The organism is Photobacterium sp. (assembly GCF_057456235.1).
Window position 1 is genome coordinate 402,694 of record NZ_JBVCPH010000001.1, and the last position, 19,714, is coordinate 422,407.

The following is a 19,714-nucleotide window of genomic DNA, read 5'->3' on the forward strand; positions in this document are numbered from 1 at the left end:
ATTTTTTTTGTTTGAAAAAAATCTTCGTTATGAATTATCATTGCGGTGAAGATTATTTTCAAATCATTTTGCACAAAATGTGATCGCGGACAATAATTCACAACACTATCAATTAAGTTAGCCGTTAGATGAATATAAGTGTCAGTTAAGACGATCCCTCCTCCGTGATAAAACCGACTACATGAGGCCAGCCATGAGAGATAATTCAATAACTATCAGCGATTTAAAGGGGGTTTTATATGGACAGACTATTGTTTCCATTCAACCCGTAGCAGGAAGCCCGCTAGAAAAGACCGAGTTTATCGTCGCGATGGCAATGGCCGCAGAGCAAGCAGGCGCACGTGCATTACGTATCGAAGGTGTCGAAAATGTTAAAGCCGTTGCCATGCAGGTTAATATACCCATTATCGGTATTGTGAAACGTGATTTAGAAAACAGCCCCGTACGGATCACACCATTTACCCAAGATGTTCAAGCTCTGGAGCAAGCCGGCGCGAGTATTATCGCTTTTGATGCAACCGAACGCGTCCGTCCTGAAACACGCGAAACAATTGCCGATGCCATTATCCGATCCGAGTGTTTTGCAATGGCTGACTGCTCCTGCTATGAAGATGGCCAGTGGGCTCATGATCATGGTATCGACATCATAGGCTCAACATTGTCCGGCTACGTGGGTGATGAACCACCAACAGACCCTGATTTTGAACTGGTAAAACAGTTTTCCTCGGCCGGATTCTTTACTATGGCGGAAGGTCGGTTTAATACTCCGGAGCTGGCGGCCAAAGCAATCGAATGTGGTGCCGTTGCGGTAACCGTGGGTTCAGCATTGACTCGCTTGGAAGTCGTCACCGGTTGGTTTAACCAAGCAACACAGACAGCAGGGGCACATTCATGAATGTTTTAGCCCTCGATATTGGCGGTACAAAAATAGCGCTTGGCTTGGTGCTGCAAGGAAAAATGACAGAGCGTAAACAAATTCCAACACCTTCAGTGGGATCTGCAATAGCCTTTGCCCAGCAATTACTTGCTGAGTGCCAGCCCTGGCTAGATAAAGTCGATAGCATTGGTGTTTCAACCACAGGGCTCGTCACAGACGCTGGCATTACCGCCATCAATCCAGATACACTGGCCTTCCCTACGCCTTTTCCACTTCATACCGCATTGCAAGAGCTAAGCGGTTTACCTGTTGCCATGCTCAACGATGCTCAGGCAGCCGCATGGTACGAGTATCAATGCCTTGAAGGCGATTACCACAACATGGCCTATATTACCGTTTCAACAGGAATTGGCGGAGGCTTGGTAATCGATGGAAAACTGCATACAGGGAAGACAAATTTTGCAGGTCACGTTGGCCATATGGTCATAGATCATAACGGCATCGAATGTGGCTGCGGCCAGACAGGCTGTGTCGAAGCGATGGCCTCTGGCACCGCGATCCACAAGCAAGTACAACAAAAACTATCACCATCAATCAGTAATCAGACGTTATTCGAGTTGGCTCCAGCCGATCCTGACGCAGAAGCAATCATTCAAGACAGCGCAAAGGCTGTCGCCACATTATGTTCGAATTTAAAGGCCGCACTCGATTTAGATGTCATCGTTCTGGGTGGCGGCATCGGCTTGGCCCGCGGTTATTTGGACCGGGTGAACCAATACATCCAATCTAAGCCCCTGCCTTTTCAAGTTGTGTTGTTACCAGCGAATGGCAATCATGACGCTTGCCTGCTAGGGGCCGCCTATCTTTACTCACATAAAATGCCGGGAGAGCAATAATGACGCTCAGAGCACTATCAGCCAAGCGTATCTTCGATGGAGAAAGCTTTCATTCTGACGCATCCCTATTGTGGCGAGATAATAAAATTATCTCGATTATCCCTACGGCTTCACTACCTATCGAAGCGGAAGTCACCGACTATCCAGATGGAACCGTTGTGCCAGGTTTTATTGATATACAAGTAAACGGTGGCGGTGGCGTGATGTTTAATCAAATCACTACAGCAGATGGCATTGATACCATCTGCCGTGCACACCGGAAACATGGGACCGCTTATCTGCTGCCAACGCTTATCAGCGATACTGCCGAAAAGATATCTCAAGCACTAAAGGCGGCTCAAACCGCATTAACCAATGACGTACCCGGTGTGTTAGGTGTTCACCTTGAAGGTCCCTGGCTAAGTATTGCTAAAAAAGGGGCTCATGATTCCAAGCACTTTTATACCCCCTCCGAGCAAGCTCTCGAACAGTTACCGTGGCTTAAAACAGGTACGACCTTAATTACTTTGGCGCCAGAAGAAGTCAGCAGCCAGGCGATCTCATGGCTCAAAGAAAGAGGCATACTCCTTTCATGCGGACACAGTAATGCAACATCGGCCGATTTCACCTCGGACATTACCGCTAACATCGACGGCTTTACCCATCTGTTTAATGCAATGTCTCCTCTCGAAGGACGGGAGCCCGGAGTTGTCGGAACCGCGCTGAGACTAGATAAAGCCTGGTGCTCTATCATCACCGACGGCATTCACGTATCTAAACAGAATGTGCTGCTTAGCCAACGAATCAAGCCTGCAGGTAAATTGCTGGTCATTACAGATGCTATGGCATCCGTCGGCAGTGAAAATAGTAGCTTTATGCTCAACGATGAAACCATCTCGGTACAAAACGGGAAATTGGTCAACGCGCAGGGCAACCTTGCCGGAGCCCACATAGGGATGGATGAATCTGTTGCCAACCTTATCCAATGGGGAGTTAAAGAGTCTGAGGCATTTAGAATGGCTTCAACCTATCCCGCCCAGGCCTTGAATCTGGACAGTCAGCTGGGATCACTTAAACCAGGCTATCGGGCATCTGTAACCATTGTCAATGATCAGTATCTCGCTGAAGAGGTGCTTGTCGATGGTCAGTTTACACACTAACGGAAAGCACATTACCTTGCTTGCAGCATGAGCGGCGGCGCTTTAACTGACAGACGAAAAGTCGCTTGAACATCGACGAATTTGCGACACAATCGATATGCCCGCCAGGGAGCAATGTTACTCCCTGGCAGACGGATGGACCTGTAAATGAGTACACTTGTGGTTCTTGGTGATTATCCGAGACAGCCGCCTCGCCTGTCTCCACTCGTTTTCGTAGCCAGCGGCAGCCGTGACTCGAGTAGAGAAGAAGCGAAGACTTTCCAGGTTAGCGGAAAGGTTCGTGTCGATGTAACGGAAAAGAGGGGGGAAATATTTCATCACGAGGTGGATGCTTATGGCTACGTTCAGGGAAGGTATCCATAAAACGATTAAATTGTTGCTGGGCTTGATAATGTAACGCTGATAAATCGAGGTTGAGCCTTACAAGTTGATGATCCCAAACTACCATTTCACCGTCGACAAACACGCCTTTGACATCGCGCCCGTTGCCATTGATCACTAAGGTAGTGATCGGGTCAAAACATTGCCCGGTATGGATTGAATTTAAGTCAAATATCACAATGTCAGCTTTGGCACCTCTGCACAACCGACCTAAATCCGGGCGGCCAATAGCATCGGCACCACCAATAGTAGCCATATTGTAATAATCAGCAGCACTGGCAGCGGCGATGTCACCTTCCGTTACCCTGCTTAAGATTGTGCCAATATGCATATTTTGAATAAAGTCCGGCGGGAAGGTGTCGGTACCTAAGCCAATATTGATTTTCTTGGCTTTGAACTTAGTCAGACTATCAATATATTTCCCATGCCGACCCGCGACTAACGGACAAACTACGGCACTGGCACCCGCTTCGGCAAACATCGACAATTCTTGGTCAACCCTTTCTGAAGTAGGCTCCTTACCACCTAAGAATTGTGCGTGAGGCATCAGTAAATGCGATGATAATAAACCGCTTTGGCTGATCAGATCGAGTGATGACAGGCCAGGAAAGCGTTGCTCAACCATATCAACCTCAAACTGTCCCTGGCATGCATGCAGCCGAACCGGACACCCGAGATCTTGCACGGCTTCTGCGGTCGTCGCCAACAGTAATTGAGTACACCCTTCAATCCGATCTGGGGCAAACATTCCTTGTATGCGGCTGCTATAGCCCTGATTGACTTGTTCAACAAAGCGCACTGCATCATGCAATCCACTCATCCCCTTTTCTTCGTTAAACCGCATCTTAAACGAACCATCAGGCTCAACACACGCATGGCCCGACATATACGCAGGACCTAAATAGGCGCGGATCCCGATATCCTCAGCGATATCCGCCGCCCGCATAAATTCCGAATACGTTTCTGCCCATTCCCGATAAAGAATAGAGGTAATAGGCAATGCCGTTGTCACTCCGTTTAATAACAGGTGGGCAAAAGCGTATTTTTTACTAAAATCAAGTTCTGCATTAGTATACGTTTCTCTTCGTTGCCATGTGCTGGCAGGAATACGGCCTTTCTTCCAACCGGGTTGGTTATCAAATGCCAACACCGTCGAATCAAGATCAGCGAGTGCATCGAGGTCAATAAACCCAGGCCCAATAATACTATTGCCGGTGTCATAGGTTTGATCTACCGGATAAGGGTAGTTATGACCGACAAAAATGACCGAATCAGACTCAAAGACAACTTCACCATTTTCATAAATCTGGTGGCTGCTGTCCTCATAACCGATAACGTATTTTCCTTTTAACTTTGTGATTGCCATTATTGCCTCTTAAGTTAAAAAGTACACACACCGTTTTCCGCAACAACCATCCCAGCTTTGATCACCGTACGATCAACGGGTTGGTCAATGATCGGCTGGATAGCAACTTGGCCTTCGAGCAGCACGAGATCGGCCTCAACTCCTTTTTTAAGGCCATAGTTAGTGAGCCCTAACACATCGGCACCGCCTTGGGTGATGGCGTATAATGCTTGTTCAAGATCACGATCTTTACGCCAACGATATTTTAACCCCATAAGCATTGCTCGCTGTAGCATGTCGGCGTTGCCGTACGGACTCCACGTATCACGGATCCCATCATTACCGACGGTCACTTTTACGCCTGCCGCTTTCAACATTTCATACGGCGGAAGGTTTCTGTTTGCTGGCGCCGTGGTGGCAATGTGAATTTGCTGGGTGGCTAAACCATCGACAAGCCGTGCTTGATAGTCAGCATCTACCTCGCCTAAACAAAAAGCATGGCTGATAGTGACGTTGCCATTAAGTTGATATTCCTTGGTTTTTTCAATTATAAGTTCAACCGAAAACGCCCCTAATGTACCCGGTTCATGCAGGTGAATATCTACCCCTTTTCCATGTTTCGCCGCAAGAAGAAATAGGGTGTTAATATGTTCAACCGGATTGCGCTCAAATGAGGAAGGATCAATCCCGCCGATTAAATCAGCCCCCATGATCAAGGATTCTTCCATTAAATTGACGGTTCCTGGACGTCCTAACATCCCACTTTGTGGAAACGCGACTGTTTCAATAAAAATCTGATTTTTCAATTTTTCTTTGGTTTCAAGAACACCCTGAATATGTTTCAGACCGATTTCAGTATCAACATCAATATGGGTACGAATGTGCGTGGTGCCCTTGCTGATTGCTTGGCGGCATACACGTTCAGATTGCTCTTGTGGTGAGAAAGGATTTTCGGCTCTGAAATTCCGCTCATTAGTAATGATACCTTCCAGATCACTGGGGACATCATTCGCGTACCAATCCATTCCCCATAGCGACTTATCGATATGGGCATGACCATCAATAAAGCCGGGCAGTGCCAATTTTCCTCCGCCATCAACCACAGTGGCTGGCGTTACAGCCGTTATGCTTGGTGCGATTTTTTCTATTTTCCCGTCAAGGATCAAAATATCCGAGCTTTCCTTACCAAAAGGGCGAACATTTTTGATCAGCAAATTATTCATTTTTTTTCCTTCCTATGGATTGAGGTATTGGGATAGTACATCGGCAATCCCTTGTTGATTACTGCGTAGCGGTTCGTAAATACTATCTTTGATGAACGAAAGGTGCTCATCCGTGATGGCAAGTACCTGTTCTAATTGTCGTGTTTTAAAGGCAGCTAAGATCTTTGGATGATCTACAATACTGCAGTTAATACCCTCCATTATTTCGTAATGAGATAGGATTAAACTGTTTTTATCGATGAGCTGACGAAGAAAGCTTTTTAATAGCGGGACGTTCGCAAGCTCTGCGAGCAAGATATGAAAATCGCCAGAGAGCTGTAATAGTTCAAGCCGATCCCCTTTATCATAGGCTTCACGCTCCAGCATGATGTGTTGTTGAATCTTCTCTGCTATCTCAACGGTGAAAGTATTTACCAAGCGTTCAGCTATTGCCCTTTCAACCACCTGCCGCGACCAGAAAACATCTTGAATTTCAAATTCAGAAAATACCGGGATCACCGCGCCTTTATTAGGTTCAATATGCACCAGCCCTTGCTGAGCCAATTGCAGCAACGCTTCTCGTATTTTTGTCCTGCTAAGGTTAAAGGCTGTGGCAAGCTCCGCTTCTTTAAGCCGAGAGCCTGGAAGTAATTTCTTTTGACGGATAGCAAGCCGCAACACTTCAGAAACAGGATTTTCATGTTTTGAAAGAGAGAATTTCATAGTTAGCGCCTACCAATAAAATGCATAACTCAAACGTTAAACCGACGGATAAATTTAACAACCATCATCAAATAATACTTTATAAATCTTCACTTTGTAACCAATAAACTAACAATATTGTATTCTGTATTGACATATATTGTATACAATATATTATGACATTGTGATCAAAAAGGGCTGAAGCCTTGAAGGTTACCTTTAACTTTACTATATATATCAATTAGATACTGAATGGCAGCGGTTGGTGGAATGTTGTTAAAATTCCGTTATTGCTTGAGGTTGTATCCTACATGGTTGATTTTTTCTGAGTGATATAACGGACTTTAGGGAAGAAGAATGAAATTTAGTAAGAAGGCACTAACCCTGCTGTTAGGGGCAACGTTTGCTTACAGCGCACAAGCTGAGAATGTGGTTCGCTGGGCGGCACAAACTGATATTGCGACACTGGATCCTTATGCATTTGCTTCAACCTCAGCACTGAGTTTTCAAAATAATATCTACGAAGCATTGATCCAGTGGAATGACAAGCTTCAAATGGAAGGCGTACTGGCGACAGACTGGGAATTTATCAATGACACAACACTACGTTTATCTTTAAGACAAGATGTTAAGTTCCACAATGGCAATCGCTTCAATGCTGATGATGTTGTGGCCTCTATTGCTCGAGTCACCCACCAAGATTCAGGGGTAAGAGGAAATGTTTCAACCATTAAAGAAGCAAAAAAAATTGATGAATACACTGTCGAGATTATTCTTAATAATAAATCCTCGATTAGTCTGAATGAATTAACCAGTGTGTTAATGATGGACGAAGAGTGGTTAAAAGAGCATAACGCCCTACAGCCAACCAATATGTCTCAAGGGACAGAAGGCTACGCAACAAATAACACCAACGGTACCGGTCCCTTCAAACTTGTCAGCCGCCGCCGCGACGCAGAAATGGTACTGGAAAAAAATACCGAATGGTGGAATACCGCGAATGCTGAGCACAACATCGACAAAATCATATTCAGTCCAGTCAAATCACCTGCAACCCGCCTTGCCGGCTTAATGGCAGGTGAATTTGATTTGGTTAGTGATGTTCCATTACAAGATCTTCCTCGTATTGAAAAAAATCCAGATCTAAAAGTGTTAGTTACCCCGTCTTTACGGGTCGACTATCTGTCGCTAAATATGTCTGACACGTTAATTGCAGGTAACGTAAACGGGGCCAATCCACTTCAAGATCTGCGTGTTCGCCAGGCGATGTTTATGGCCATTAACCGTGATGCCATCGTTAAGAAAATCATGCGAAATATGACGACAGTGGCGAACCATTATGTTGCACCTGCAATTGCTGGCTACGACGAAAAATCAGCGATCACACTCAGTTATAATCCTCAGCAAGCGAAAAAACTGTTAGCGGAAGCCGGTTATCCCGATGGTTTTAAGTTAGCGTTCGACTGTGTACAAGGTGCTTACTTGAATGCCGAGCAATGGTGTCAGGCTGTACAAACGTTTTGGTCGAAAGTGGGGATCAAGTCTGATTTCAACATTCATCCTCGCAGTACCTACTCCCAGGTACGCGATAATCATAAAACGGATGTTGCGGTAATAGGCTGGGCAAACCTTCCTCTGATTGATGCTCACAGTATCAATGTGCAACTACTGCACTCTAAGGATAATAACAACTATGGTGCTTTCAATATTCCACAATATAAAAATACCAAAGTTGACCGTTTGATTGAAGAATCTGCGCTCGAATTAGATCACGGTAAACGTGTACAGCTTATGGCCGCGGCATTAAACCAGTCCCAATTGGATCTGCCGTATATTCCGCTGCACCATGAGCCAGTTGCTTGGGTTCTTTCTAAACACTTTGAACTGCCACAAGCACCAGATAATGTACCGCGTTTATGGTATGGAAACTTTAAATAACCACTCAAGGAAAGGGTTGTCATGACCCTTATTTCCCCCTAATTTTTTGGTGTGAATATATGATTGCCTTCTTATTTCGCCGGCTAATACAAGCCAGTATATTAATGTTGTCTGTTGCCTTGATTGCCTTTGTAATGTTTCAATTTGTCGGTGATCCGGTTGATGGCATGCTGGCTGAAAGTGCCACACAATTTGAGCGAGATGCATTAAGAGAGTCACTGGGACTTAATGACTCCGTTATCACGCAATACATTCGTTTTGTTCAGAATATGGCCACAGGTAACTTTGGCATTTCATATTATAATCAAGAAGATGTATTCAAATTAATTATGGAAAGGATCCCCGCAACTTTAGAACTTGTTTTTGTGGCGGTTGTGCTTTCTATTCTTATTGGTTTCCCGTTAGGAATTTGGATTTCACTAAGTAAAAACAAATGGTTGACGAGTACTGTACAGGTTGGGTCTTTGGTTGGTGTCTCTCTGCCCAGCTTTGTCACCGGAATACTGCTGATCATTGTGTTCTCGGTTTGGCTTGGGATATTCCCATCACATGGCCGTGGCGAAGTGGTCGACCTCGGCGGCTGGACAACCGGCTTGTTAACAACATCTGGGTGGCATTCGATTATTTTACCAGCACTCTCACTGTGCTTGTTCAAAGTAACGTTAATTATGCGCCTGATCAGCTCAGAAATGCAGGAAGTTCTGCGCACAGATTATATTAAATTTGCTAAAGCTCGAGGTATTAAGCAGAGCAGTATTAACTATGTTCACGCGCTGCGAAACTCATTGTTGCCTGTTGTAACCGTCATGGGGTTACAAATTGGTGGTCTTATTGCGTTTGCAATTGTAACCGAGACCGTTTTCCAGTGGCCGGGCATGGGGATGTTATTTATTCAGGCGATTAACTATGTCGACATTCCAGTTATCTCGTCGTATTTGGTTTTCATTTCATTTATTTTTATTTGCTTAAACACATTAGTTGATATGTTGTATTTCATTATCGACCCACGAATGAAATCTCACGCTTAAACCATTATTAAAGGATTATTAATGACTGCTTTCGCTCAAAAAGCCCATGCGTTATGGGATACTGATTTCGTCTATAAATTTAGACAATCAAAGATAACCGTGTTTGCGTTTACCATCGCAACCATCCTAATTTTTTCTGGGATATTTTCAGTATGGATTTCCCCTCATGATCCGTTTGATACCGCATCTTTTAATTTAATGGATTCAGAGTTGCCACCTTCCTTTATCGAAGATGGAGACGGGCGTTTTTTCCTGGGAACAGATATTCAAGGGCGCGATGTTTACTCCTTAATGCTGTACGGCTTAAAAATTTCGCTCATCGTCGGTTTTATGAGTGTTGCCATGTCAGCTGTATTAGGCGTTTCGCTGGGGATCCTCAGCGGCTATGTGGGCGGTGCGCTTGATGCCTTTATCATGCGTTTTTCTGATGCCATGTTGAGTTTCCCCACCATCATGTTTGCGCTGTTGGTGAGCGGGGTCGCACGAGGGATTCTGCCTCAGGCTTATCATGATGACATGATGCTCTATATCATCGTATTTTCGATTACCTTAACCGGTTGGATGCAGTATGCCCGGACTGTACGCAGCTCCGTCTTTCTGGAAAAAAATAAAGAATATGTGCAAGCGGCGAAAGTGATGGGCGTTGCACCGTTTAAGATCATGTTTACTCATATCTTACCCAATACTCTAAGCCCCTTACTGGTGCTGGCAACACTGCATTTGGCGCTGGCGATACTTACCGAAGCCACGTTGTCTTTTCTCGGCGTGGGAATGCCTCCTCATCAGCCATCATTGGGCACTTTGATTAACGAAGGTAATTCCTACCTGTTCTCTGGCCAATGGTGGGTTGTGTTCTTCCCATCATTAATGCTCGTCTTGCTCGCTCTGTCGGTCAACATTGTTGGCGACTGGTTACGCGATGCTCTGAACCCGAAACTAAACTGATTTGGTAACATATTATGACACAAGAAAATAAGAAACCGACTCTGGAAGTCAATAACTTATCGGTTAACTTCGTCAACAGAAGGGGCGATTTAGCGGCACTGAGAGATGTTAATATGCGTATTTTCCCCGGTGAGATTTTAGGTGTTGTCGGAGAATCAGGTGCGGGAAAATCCCTCACCGGTTCAGCTATCACCGGTTTGCTAGAAAGTCCCGGGGAAATTGTCGGCGGTAGCGTTTATCTGGAAGGAAAGCGTATTGATACTTTGGATCAAGAATCACGTCATCGACTTCGTGGCAAAGAGATCGGTGTAATTTTCCAGGACCCACTGACGAGCTTAAACCCGGTACTGACGATCGGAGCGCAGCTGATAGAAACGATCCGAACTCACTTACCATTATCGAAAGAGCAAGCGAGAGAAAAAGCGATTTCGTTGATGCAAGAAGTTGGGATCCCCGCACCAGAAACGCGGATAGATCATTACCCACATCAGTTCTCCGGCGGAATGCGCCAGCGAGTGGTTATTGCCCTTGCGCTCTGTGTTGAACCCAAAGTGATCATTGCCGATGAGCCCACGACAGCACTGGATGTATCCGTACAGGCACAAGTCTTGCAGCTTCTAAAAAAGCTCTGTGCAGAACACCGTGCGTCAGTGATGATCATCACTCATGATATGGGGGTGATTGCTGAAATCTGTGATCGCGTAGCCGTCATGTATGCCGGCCGTGTTGTTGAATGTGGTCCGGTACAAACAGTGCTCCAACAGCCAAGCCATCCATACACGCTTGGTTTAATGGCAGCTATTCCAAAAATTGGTCACAGAAAAGAACGCTTATATCAAATTGATGGCTCAATGCCACGGTTAAATGCAATTCCTGATGGCTGTTCATTTCACCCTCGTTGTGAACGCGCAACAGCCGAATGTAAACAAACCGTGCCGCAAACCAAGGTAGTTGATGGTGCTGAAATCGCTTGCCATCTGTATTGATTAAGGAACAGATAAAATGACCGAGCCATTAGTTAAAGTTGAAGATTTAAGTATCGAATTTGATGTGTCAAAACGGTTTTTAAACCGACTTCTTTCGAATGAACCCAAGTCGTATTTGAAAGCGGTAAAAAATGTTTCTTTTGAGATCAACCGAGGTGAAAGCTTCAGTATTGTAGGCGAATCTGGTTGCGGTAAATCGACTATCGCCCGGTTACTGGTCGGGTTATATAAACCGACCAGTGGTCGGATCATCTATGACGGCATCGATCTGGCCATGGCAACCAAAGCGGAACGAGACATGATCCGCAGAAAATCACAAATGATTTTCCAAGATCCCTTTGCTAGTTTGAACCCGCGTTGGACGGTGGAACGTATTGTCGCCGAACCGCTACACGCCTTTGGCCTCGTTAATACGGCCAGTGAAGCCAGAAAGAAAGTCGCCAAAATGCTGGGTTATGTTGGCTTGGGGGCTAGCGATATGGCGAAGTACCCCCATGAGTTTTCAGGCGGTCAACGGCAACGCATCTCCATTGCCCGTGCCTTGGCAGGAAAGCCAGAGTTCTTGGTGTGTGATGAACCAACATCAGCACTCGATGTTTCAGTTCAAGCTCAAATTATCAATCTGATGAAGGATTTGCAGGACGAATTTGACTTAACCTATCTGTTTATAAGTCATGACATGTCTGTTATTTCACATTTTTCTGATCGCGTTGGCGTGATGTATTTGGGGAATTTAGTCGAATCTGGCCCGGTTGACCGTATTTTCGACCATCCTCAGCATCGATATACCACGATGTTGATGGATTCAATCCCGGATATCAGCCAAATTAATCGTGCCAGAACCCCAGTGTCAGGTGAAGTCCCTAATCCGATTAATCCTCCCTCTGGCTGTCCGTTTCACCCTCGTTGTAATAATGTGACAGTGGCTTGTAAGCAGAGTTTCCCAACCAAGCGAACAATTGCAAAAGAGCACATTGTTCACTGTGAATATCAAGCGGTGTAATTGTGCTAAATAAGTTAGCTTTACCCTCATGGTTGCTTTATGTACTTATTTCTCAATGCTTTTTCACTCTGGGAGGGGCATTCATTCGACACGCCGGCGGGGAAATCCCCCCCTTACAGATCCTCTTTTTGAACTATCTGTTTGGGTTGTTTTTCTTGCTTTTAAGCCGGGGGAAACAGAGCCGGCGACTGAAGTTAGGTCAGCCAAAAATCTATATCAGCCGTTCTGTGATTGATTTAGCCGCAGGAATCACCATTTTTTATGGTGTGACGTTACTCCCTCTCGCTAATGCCGTTGCCATCAGCTTTATTAGTCCGATCCTGATGTTATTGCTTGCTGTTTATTTCTTTAAAGAAAAAATGACGATAGCTAAGGCATCGGCCTGCTTATTAAGCGTTATCGGTGTGCTAATCATTTTGCGCCCAAGCTATATGCCACTGACGATAGGTGTGATAGCGATGTTGTGCTATTCAGTATTTAATGCTGGTTCTTGGTTGTTTGTGAAGAAGCTACTTGATACAGATTCGCCTGGAGATGTGCTCTATAACCACTACATTATTACTCTGCCCATGATCGCAATGTTAACCATACCGGTATGGACCTCACCCAGTTTGGCTGTAACCGTTATCTGTATGCTGATTGCCTTGTGTTACGTGCTGGGGCATTGGTTTAACAACCGCTCACTTGAAAGTGGAGACATAGGCAGCGTTTCCATTGGCTTATTTACTGGCCTTATTTTTTCAACCGCATGGGGATATTTGTTTTTCTTTGAACTTCCGGATTTACTCACAGTCGTCGGAGCCGTCATTATTCTTTTAGGTATCCAAGTTTCAACAGAGATATCGAAAAAATCGACTTCGACGATCAATTATGAATAAATATCGAAGGTTCTGTCGTCGCTTGGAATTGGAATATGTATCCATATTCATTGGTGAGGCTTGATTTCTTTAATGATGACTCAAAGGTGCTCAGCGAGCACCTTTGAGTCACTTGGATATACCGGTTGATATCAATTATGTTCAATCAACAAGACACGGCATTCATAAGGTTTCAGTACCAGGTGATGGCTGGGGTCTTGCTGGCGATAATCTGCATAGTTGCCCAGAATATACCGCCCTTGTTTAACATTAAGCGTTTCTGGCAACTGGCATTCGGTTTCCTGACCATAGTAATTATTGATACAAACTAAGGTTTGCTTATCAGACTGACGGCGATAGCAAAACAGCTGCGAATGCTCGGGCATTAGATCCGTGTAATCACCGGTTGTGATCACGGCTAACTCTTTACGTAATTTAATCAGCTGACGATAATAGTGGAATACGGAACCGTCATCCGCCACCGCTTTTTCGGCGTTGATTTCAGGATAATTCGCCGCCACTTCCAGCCATGGCTGACCTTGGGTAAACCCGGCATGCTCTTGGCCATTCCACTGCATTGGCGTCCGTGAGTTATCACGGGATTTTTGCGCTAAAATAGCCAGCATCTCGGCTTCGCTCACACCTTGCTGGTTCACCATGATGTCGTACATATTGGTACTTTCCACATCACGGTACTGCGCAATTGAGGTATACCCCGGATTGGTCATACCAATCTCTTCGCCTTGATAAACGTATGGTGTGCCCTGCATCATATGCACCGAGGTCGCCAGCATTTTCGCCGATTCGACACGGTATTGCTGATCATCACCTAAGCGGCTGACCACCCGTGGCTGATCATGGTTACACCAGAACAACGCCCCCCAGCCTTTGTTGTGCAGCCCCTGCTGCCAGTGGCTGAATATTTGCTTAAGCTGAAGAAAGTCAAACGGCGCTTTAGTCCATTTGTCGCCATCAAGATAATCGGCTTTCAGGTGGTGGAAGTTGAATACCATCGACAGCTCTTTACCGTCAGGCGACGAATACTGCTGGCAATGTTCAAGCGTGGTTGATGACATTTCACCGACCGTTACCGATCCGTATTGCTGGAATACCGCTTTGCTGATCTCCTGCAGATATTGATGAACACGCGGGCCATCAGTATAAAAGCGGCGACCATCACCAATATCGTCATTCTGAAAGTCTTGTTGCTTGGAAATCAGGTTGATCACATCCAGGCGGAAACCGTCTACGCCCTTCTCCGCCCAGAAACTGATCACCTCTTTCACGTCGGCCCGAACATTTGGATTTTCCCAATTCAAATCGGCTTGTTCTTTAGCAAACAAATGCAGGTAGTACTGACCGGTTGCTTCATCCAGCTCCCAGGCATTGCCGCCGAATTTAGACTCCCAGTTTGTTGGGGCCTGACCGTTAACCGGATTTTTCCAGATGTAATAATCACGATACGGGCTTTGCTTATCACCCAGCGCCGACTTAAACCACGCATGCTCGGTTGAGGTATGGTTTACCACGATATCCATCACAATGCGGATACCTTGTTCATGCGCCTCGGCCAGTAGCTGGTCGAAATCAGCCATGGTGCCAAAATCCGGATTGATATTGTAATAGTCAGAAATATCGTAGCCGTTATCGACCATTGGCGAACAGTAGATTGGGGTTAACCAGATGGCATCGACACCCAGCGTTTTAAGGTAATCGAGCTTAGAAATGATCCCTTGAATATCGCCAGTACCCTGACTTCCGCTGTCACAAAAGCTTTTAGGATAAATTTGATAAATAGTCGCAGTACGCCACCATTCCTGTTGTTCTGTCATCATGCTTGTTACTCACAGAAAATTGATTCAAAAGAAAATTTGCTTATATAAAACGGGGATAGCCCAGCCGCTTGGTCTATCCCATTCTGAAGCTTTAAATGGTTTGCGGTGTTTGCTCACAATCCTCAATCTGTCCCTTGGCCTGTGCGCGCTTATAAAGTACCAGCGTTAAGGCAATAGGGACGATAATCGCGACCAGCATGGCAACGAGGTACACCATCCAGTACTGTGGTTGAATAGACAGAATGCCCGGCAGACCGCCGACACCTATGCCGTTGGCCATCACGCCGGCACTACCACAAATCGCAGCGGCCATGGCAGAGCCAATCATCGCAGTTAACATCGGGAATTTGTATTTCAGGTTGATCCCGTACATTGCAGGCTCTGTTACTCCAAGGAAGGCCGAAATTGCTGCAGGGACTGATATTTCACGCTCATTGTGTTTTTTGCTGATCCAGATAATACCGACAACGGCAGAAGCCTGGGCGATATTAGACAATGCAATCAAAGGCCAGATCGGTGTACCGCCCATATCCTGCATTAGCTGCAAATCGACGGCATTGGTCGTATGGTGAATCCCCGTAATGACCAATGGCGCATACAAGAAGCCAAAGATCATCGAGCCAAGCACGGCAAAGTCACCGGTCATTGCAATTTTCGCCGCATAGGCCACCCCATTACCAATCACCCGGCCAAACGGACCAATAAAGGCATGCGCCAGAATCACAGCCAGAATGAGCGAAATAAATGGTACGATGACTAAATACAGGTAGGCAGGAATGATCCGCTTCAGATTCGTCTCAATCATTGCCAGGGCGATACCCGCCAGCATGGCAGGAATAACCTGAGCCTGATACCCCACTTTCTCAATCACAAACCAGCCAAAGTCCCAGACTTCGGGCACTTGTTTGCCGATCAGGTAGGCATTCATCAATTGTGGTGAAACAAGGGTGACACCGAGAACGATACCCAGGATCGGTGTACCGCCGAGCTTTTTCACCGTGGACCAACAGACCCCGACCGGCAGGAAGAAGAAGATCGCCTCACCAATCAGCCACAGGAAAGAATGCACTGTCGACCAGAACTGGCTGATTTCAACCAACGTCTTACCATCGAACATCCGAATGTCGCCTATGACGTTGCGAAAGCCCAGAATCAAACCACCGGTAATTATCGCAGGTAACAGAGGAACAAAAATTTCGGCCAGATGGGAAATGCTACGCTCAAGCAGGCTCATATTCTGGCGGGCAGCAACTTTTGCCTCATCTTTCGATGCAGCTGCATTGCCTGTCATGCCTGATAGGATCTTATAAACGTCATCAACCTCAGTACCAATCACCACCTGAAACTGACCCGCATTGGTAAAGCAGCCCTTCACCATCGGAATGGCTTCAATGTCTTTAACCTTTGCCAGATCCGTATCGTTTAGTACAAAGCGTAGTCGGGTAAGACAATGACTTACGCTGGCAATATTGTCAGCACCGCCGATGCATTCAACCAAGCGTTCGATGTGCTGCCGATTTATCTTACTCATACCGTTGTCCATCTCATGTTGTGAAAGGTACTTATCGTTGTTTAGTGTTCCCGCCTAGCGGGAATGTTCCCACTCGTAGTCATGATAATGGCAAAAGAGTGACAGAAACAAAATGGGAACATTCCCAAACCGTGAAAGAGTTCACACCGTGCGGGCAAAAAAACCTCCCGACACGTTATCAGAATAGAAGGTAACGATGACTTTTAGCTGATCGCGTTTTAATTTAAGGGTTAATAAGACAGAGTCGCTTGCTGCGTCAGATGAGTTATCGCACACAGACCGGACAGCTGCCTGATCAGCAAGTTTGCCGAGGCTCTACCCGCCTCAAAATATCCGGGGTCGATACTGAAAGTATTGGGGAAAATAAATGAGAGCAAATCGGTTGCCCCGACCCCCGACACCACCACATCGCTGCGGTTTAATTCCTGCAGGCGCTTTGCAACACCCAGCGCAAGGGTATCACTGGCACAGACGATGGCTTCTGTTTTCGGGGTCAATACACTATCAGTCAGCGCGTAGGCACTTTCATGGCTGAGCTGACCGGTCTGATAGTTCGGAGTAATATCAGCCGCTTTGCAATAGGTCAGGTAGGCATTCAGGCGCATCTGCCCGGTCGTCTTATCACTTGGATCGACTCCCACAAAACTGATCTCGCGTTTACCTTGTTGCTGTAAATGCGTCATCGCCAGCTCAATGACACCGTGGTTGTCATACCCGACCGATGAAATCGTGTCAGTATCAACGGCGATAACAACAGCTTTATGCTGTAACATTTCTACCGCCGTTAAATCACAGCCGGTAAAACCAAACACGATCACACCATCGACATTACGCTTCTGTAAAACCGCTAAATGTTCATTGGTTTTCTCGGCACTAAACTGACTTTCCATGATCACCGCATCATAACCAGCAGCATAAATAACATCCAAAATGCCGCTAACCGCTCTGTTCTCAGACGGTGAGTCGAGACGAGACAGAATAATTCCGACCACTTTGGTGCTGCCTCCTCGCATCGTCTGTGCTGACTTTGACGGCACAAAGCCAGAATCTCTGATCACTTGCTCAACCTTTTCACGGGTGGCCGCTTTGACTTTAGGATCATTGGTCAACACGCGAGAAACCGTGGATTTTCCAACCCCGGCTAATTTAGCAATATCCAGAATGGTGAGCTTTTTAGTCATAAATAAGTTCAGGCTAAGATAAACGTCTTTATTGTCACTCTCAGCAATAATATTTCAATCAATTTCCTTCCTAACATCAAAAAACCTTTAGATGAACGTGATTTCACCACGAATACGCTGAGTTTATACCCATAAGACACCTAAAAGGAGTCTTAATTAAATAGTTACATAATCACCACGATTGCAGATATTTAGTAACAACTCTGGTTAAAATAACTACAAGCAAAAAATGACTTTAACCCACATAAAACTGACACACAGCAAACAAAAAAGAGAGATATTTCAGATATATTGGATTTTGTGCAATTATTTGAAGATGATTATGGATATTGCATTGAAATACTGTTTTTCAATACCCATATCTTAGTCTAAATAAATAGATTTAATAATCTTGTGTTGGCATCCTTTATTCTTTTTGCCTTTTAGTGCCCACAAGAACTATCAAACCCTGTTCATTCGGGGAAGGCATTAAGGATTTTTATGATTACTCATGTTGGCGTTATAGACCAAGACCCCGTAAGACTTATTACCCCGTTATTAGATCACGCAATTCCGGCCGATAAAATGATTTTTATCGGCACGGCAAGCCAGAAAGAGCAGTACGAGCGCCTGGCATCAATACTGACACCCAGAGATATTGAGGTTGAATTTTTCCCGATCCCTGATTCCATCAGTATCATTAGCCTTCGTCAACGACTCAACGAGTTAGCAGATAAACTCAGACAAACCCAGACTGAAGTCTGGTTTAACGCGAGCTGTGGTTTACGTCACCGCCTGCTTTCTGCGTATGAGGTTTTCCGCTCTTTTCATTGGCCTATTTATGTCATCGAACCTTTTAGTGACGAAATGTGCTGGCTCTACCCGTCAGATCGTAAACAACAACAAGTTGAAGATCGAATTCAACTGGCTGACTACCTCACTATTTTTGGTGCAAGAAGTGAGTTGCCAGCAACCACAGTACCGGATTCACTCAACAATCAGCTTTGGGAGCTGGGACAACGCTGGGCAAGATCGGCACTGGAACTGGGGCCCGGATTAGCAACGCTGAACTACCTGGCAACCACCTGCCGTAAAGAGCAGAAGCTTGATGTTACCCTGAGTGAAAAGCAACAAGGCTATAGAGAATTGGGCATGTTAATTGCCGATCTGCAGGATACCGGACTGGCAACCTACGAAAAAGGCATTTTGATTTTCAAGCATGAAGACGCACGTCGTTTCGCGAATGGCGAATGGCTGGAAAATCTGGTGCACAGCACAGTTCGTGCAATTCAAAATGAACTGCCAACCATTCAGGATCACTCAGTAGGCGTTCAGGTTTACCGTAAGATCGGAGACCGTGAAGTCCGTAATGAGCTGGATGTCGCAACTGTTGTAAATAATAAGCTGCACATTATTGAGTGTAAAACTAAAGGTATGCGTGATGATGGTGACGACACGCTCTACAAGCTGGAATCACTGCGTGATTTATTAGGCGGTCTGCAAGCTCGTGCAATGCTGGTGAGCTTCCGTCCACTGCGTCATCATGATTTAGTCCGCGCCCAGGATTTAGGCCTCGCTATCATTGGTCCGGATCAACTCGGTGATCTGCAAACCCACCTTCACAACTGGCTGAAAGATGCCGGTGGTCAGTCACATAATATTGCGTAAACTAGCAACGGTTCATTTAAAAAGGTCGAAATTACGACCTTTTTTGTACTTTCTTTACTCTTTCTATATGTACAAAAAAACCGGTACATTAGTACCGGTTTTCATCTTGAATGGTGAGATCACTCATAGGATTTTTGCGCTTCCAGCACATATCCTGAAGTGGTTCTTAGTACGCCGTTAGTTGTCCTGAGGTCGAAGAAGAAGCCCTGAGTTTATAACTA

At 45.6% G+C, this 19,714-nt stretch carries 14 protein-coding genes and 1 pseudogene; 9 read left to right on the plus strand and 6 right to left on the minus strand.

Features of this window, described 5'->3' with window-relative positions:
* The first annotated feature begins 193 nt into the window (after positions 1-193).
* The 3 genes from AC2204_RS01730 to nagA are packed head-to-tail and all read left to right on the plus strand — an operon-like array spanning position 194 to position 2,912.
* Entirely contained in the window at positions 194-895 is a 702-nt protein-coding gene (locus tag AC2204_RS01730; protein WP_318923626.1) for an N-acetylmannosamine-6-phosphate 2-epimerase, read from the plus strand.
* The gene (locus tag AC2204_RS01735) at positions 892-1,773 is read left to right on the plus strand and encodes an N-acetylmannosamine kinase (protein ID WP_318923627.1); all 882 of its coding nucleotides are present in this window, start codon (positions 892-894) and stop codon (positions 1,771-1,773) included. Before AC2204_RS01730 ends, AC2204_RS01735 begins: the two co-directional genes overlap by 4 nt.
* Positions 1,773-2,912 carry an N-acetylglucosamine-6-phosphate deacetylase gene (gene nagA, locus AC2204_RS01740; RefSeq protein ID WP_318923628.1) on the plus strand — a complete coding sequence of 380 codons (1,140 nt, stop codon included), beginning with the start codon at positions 1,773-1,775 and terminating at the stop codon, positions 2,910-2,912. Before AC2204_RS01735 ends, nagA begins: the two co-directional genes overlap by 1 nt.
* Before the next feature lie 265 nt (positions 2,913-3,177).
* Here the strand turns inward: nagA and AC2204_RS01745 are convergent, their stop codons facing one another.
* From AC2204_RS01745 to AC2204_RS01755, 3 genes are read right to left on the minus strand one after another with little or no spacing between them, the layout of a single operon-like run.
* Entirely contained in the window at positions 3,178-4,659 is a 1,482-nt protein-coding gene (locus AC2204_RS01745; protein WP_318923629.1) for a chlorohydrolase family protein, read from the minus strand.
* Between the two features lie 14 nt (positions 4,660-4,673).
* Complete coding sequence (locus AC2204_RS01750) at positions 4,674-5,861, minus strand: amidohydrolase family protein (RefSeq protein ID WP_318923630.1); 1,188 nt, start codon at positions 5,859-5,861, stop codon at positions 4,674-4,676.
* 12 nt (positions 5,862-5,873) lie between these two features.
* Complete coding sequence (locus AC2204_RS01755) at positions 5,874-6,563, minus strand: GntR family transcriptional regulator (RefSeq protein ID WP_318923631.1); 690 nt, start codon at positions 6,561-6,563, stop codon at positions 5,874-5,876.
* Between the two features lie 336 nt (positions 6,564-6,899).
* Here AC2204_RS01755 and AC2204_RS01760 point away from each other — a divergent pair, with 336 nt between their 5' ends.
* The 5 genes and pseudogenes from AC2204_RS01760 (at position 6,900) to AC2204_RS01780 (ending at position 13,320) form a co-directional block, all read left to right on the plus strand.
* Positions 6,900-8,480: an ABC transporter substrate-binding protein gene (locus tag AC2204_RS01760; protein WP_318923632.1), complete on the plus strand. Its 1,581-nt coding sequence runs from the start codon at positions 6,900-6,902 to the stop codon at positions 8,478-8,480.
* A gap of 59 nt (positions 8,481-8,539) precedes the next feature.
* The gene (locus tag AC2204_RS01765) at positions 8,540-9,508 is read left to right on the plus strand and encodes an ABC transporter permease (RefSeq protein WP_318923633.1); all 969 of its coding nucleotides are present in this window, start codon (positions 8,540-8,542) and stop codon (positions 9,506-9,508) included.
* 21 nt (positions 9,509-9,529) lie between these two features.
* On the plus strand, positions 9,530-10,453 hold the full coding sequence (locus tag AC2204_RS01770) for an ABC transporter permease (protein ID WP_318923634.1): 924 nt from the start codon (positions 9,530-9,532) through the stop codon (positions 10,451-10,453).
* A gap of 14 nt (positions 10,454-10,467) precedes the next feature.
* A pseudogene (locus AC2204_RS01775) lies at positions 10,468-12,442 on the plus strand (dipeptide ABC transporter ATP-binding protein).
* A gap of 2 nt (positions 12,443-12,444) precedes the next feature.
* Positions 12,445-13,320 carry a DMT family transporter gene (locus tag AC2204_RS01780; protein ID WP_318923637.1) on the plus strand — a complete coding sequence of 292 codons (876 nt, stop codon included), beginning with the start codon at positions 12,445-12,447 and terminating at the stop codon, positions 13,318-13,320.
* A 131-nt stretch (positions 13,321-13,451) separates the two neighbouring features.
* Here the strand turns inward: AC2204_RS01780 and treC are convergent, their stop codons facing one another.
* The 3 genes from treC to treR all read right to left on the minus strand — a co-directional run bounded on the left by treC (position 13,452) and on the right by treR (position 17,846).
* The gene (gene treC, locus AC2204_RS01785; RefSeq protein WP_318923638.1) at positions 13,452-15,134 is read right to left on the minus strand and encodes an alpha,alpha-phosphotrehalase; all 1,683 of its coding nucleotides are present in this window, start codon (positions 15,132-15,134) and stop codon (positions 13,452-13,454) included.
* A 91-nt stretch (positions 15,135-15,225) separates the two neighbouring features.
* Complete coding sequence (gene treB / locus AC2204_RS01790; RefSeq protein ID WP_318923639.1) at positions 15,226-16,665, minus strand: PTS trehalose transporter subunit IIBC; 1,440 nt, start codon at positions 16,663-16,665, stop codon at positions 15,226-15,228.
* A gap of 230 nt (positions 16,666-16,895) precedes the next feature.
* Positions 16,896-17,846 (minus strand): trehalose operon repressor TreR, encoded by a 951-nt coding sequence (gene treR, locus AC2204_RS01795; RefSeq protein WP_318923640.1) that lies wholly within the window; start codon positions 17,844-17,846, stop codon positions 16,896-16,898.
* A gap of 480 nt (positions 17,847-18,326) precedes the next feature.
* Between treR and AC2204_RS01800 the strand changes: the two genes are divergently transcribed.
* Positions 18,327-19,493: a Card1-like endonuclease domain-containing protein gene (locus tag AC2204_RS01800; RefSeq protein ID WP_318923641.1), complete on the plus strand. Its 1,167-nt coding sequence runs from the start codon at positions 18,327-18,329 to the stop codon at positions 19,491-19,493.
* Positions 19,494-19,714: the final 221 nt, after the last annotated feature.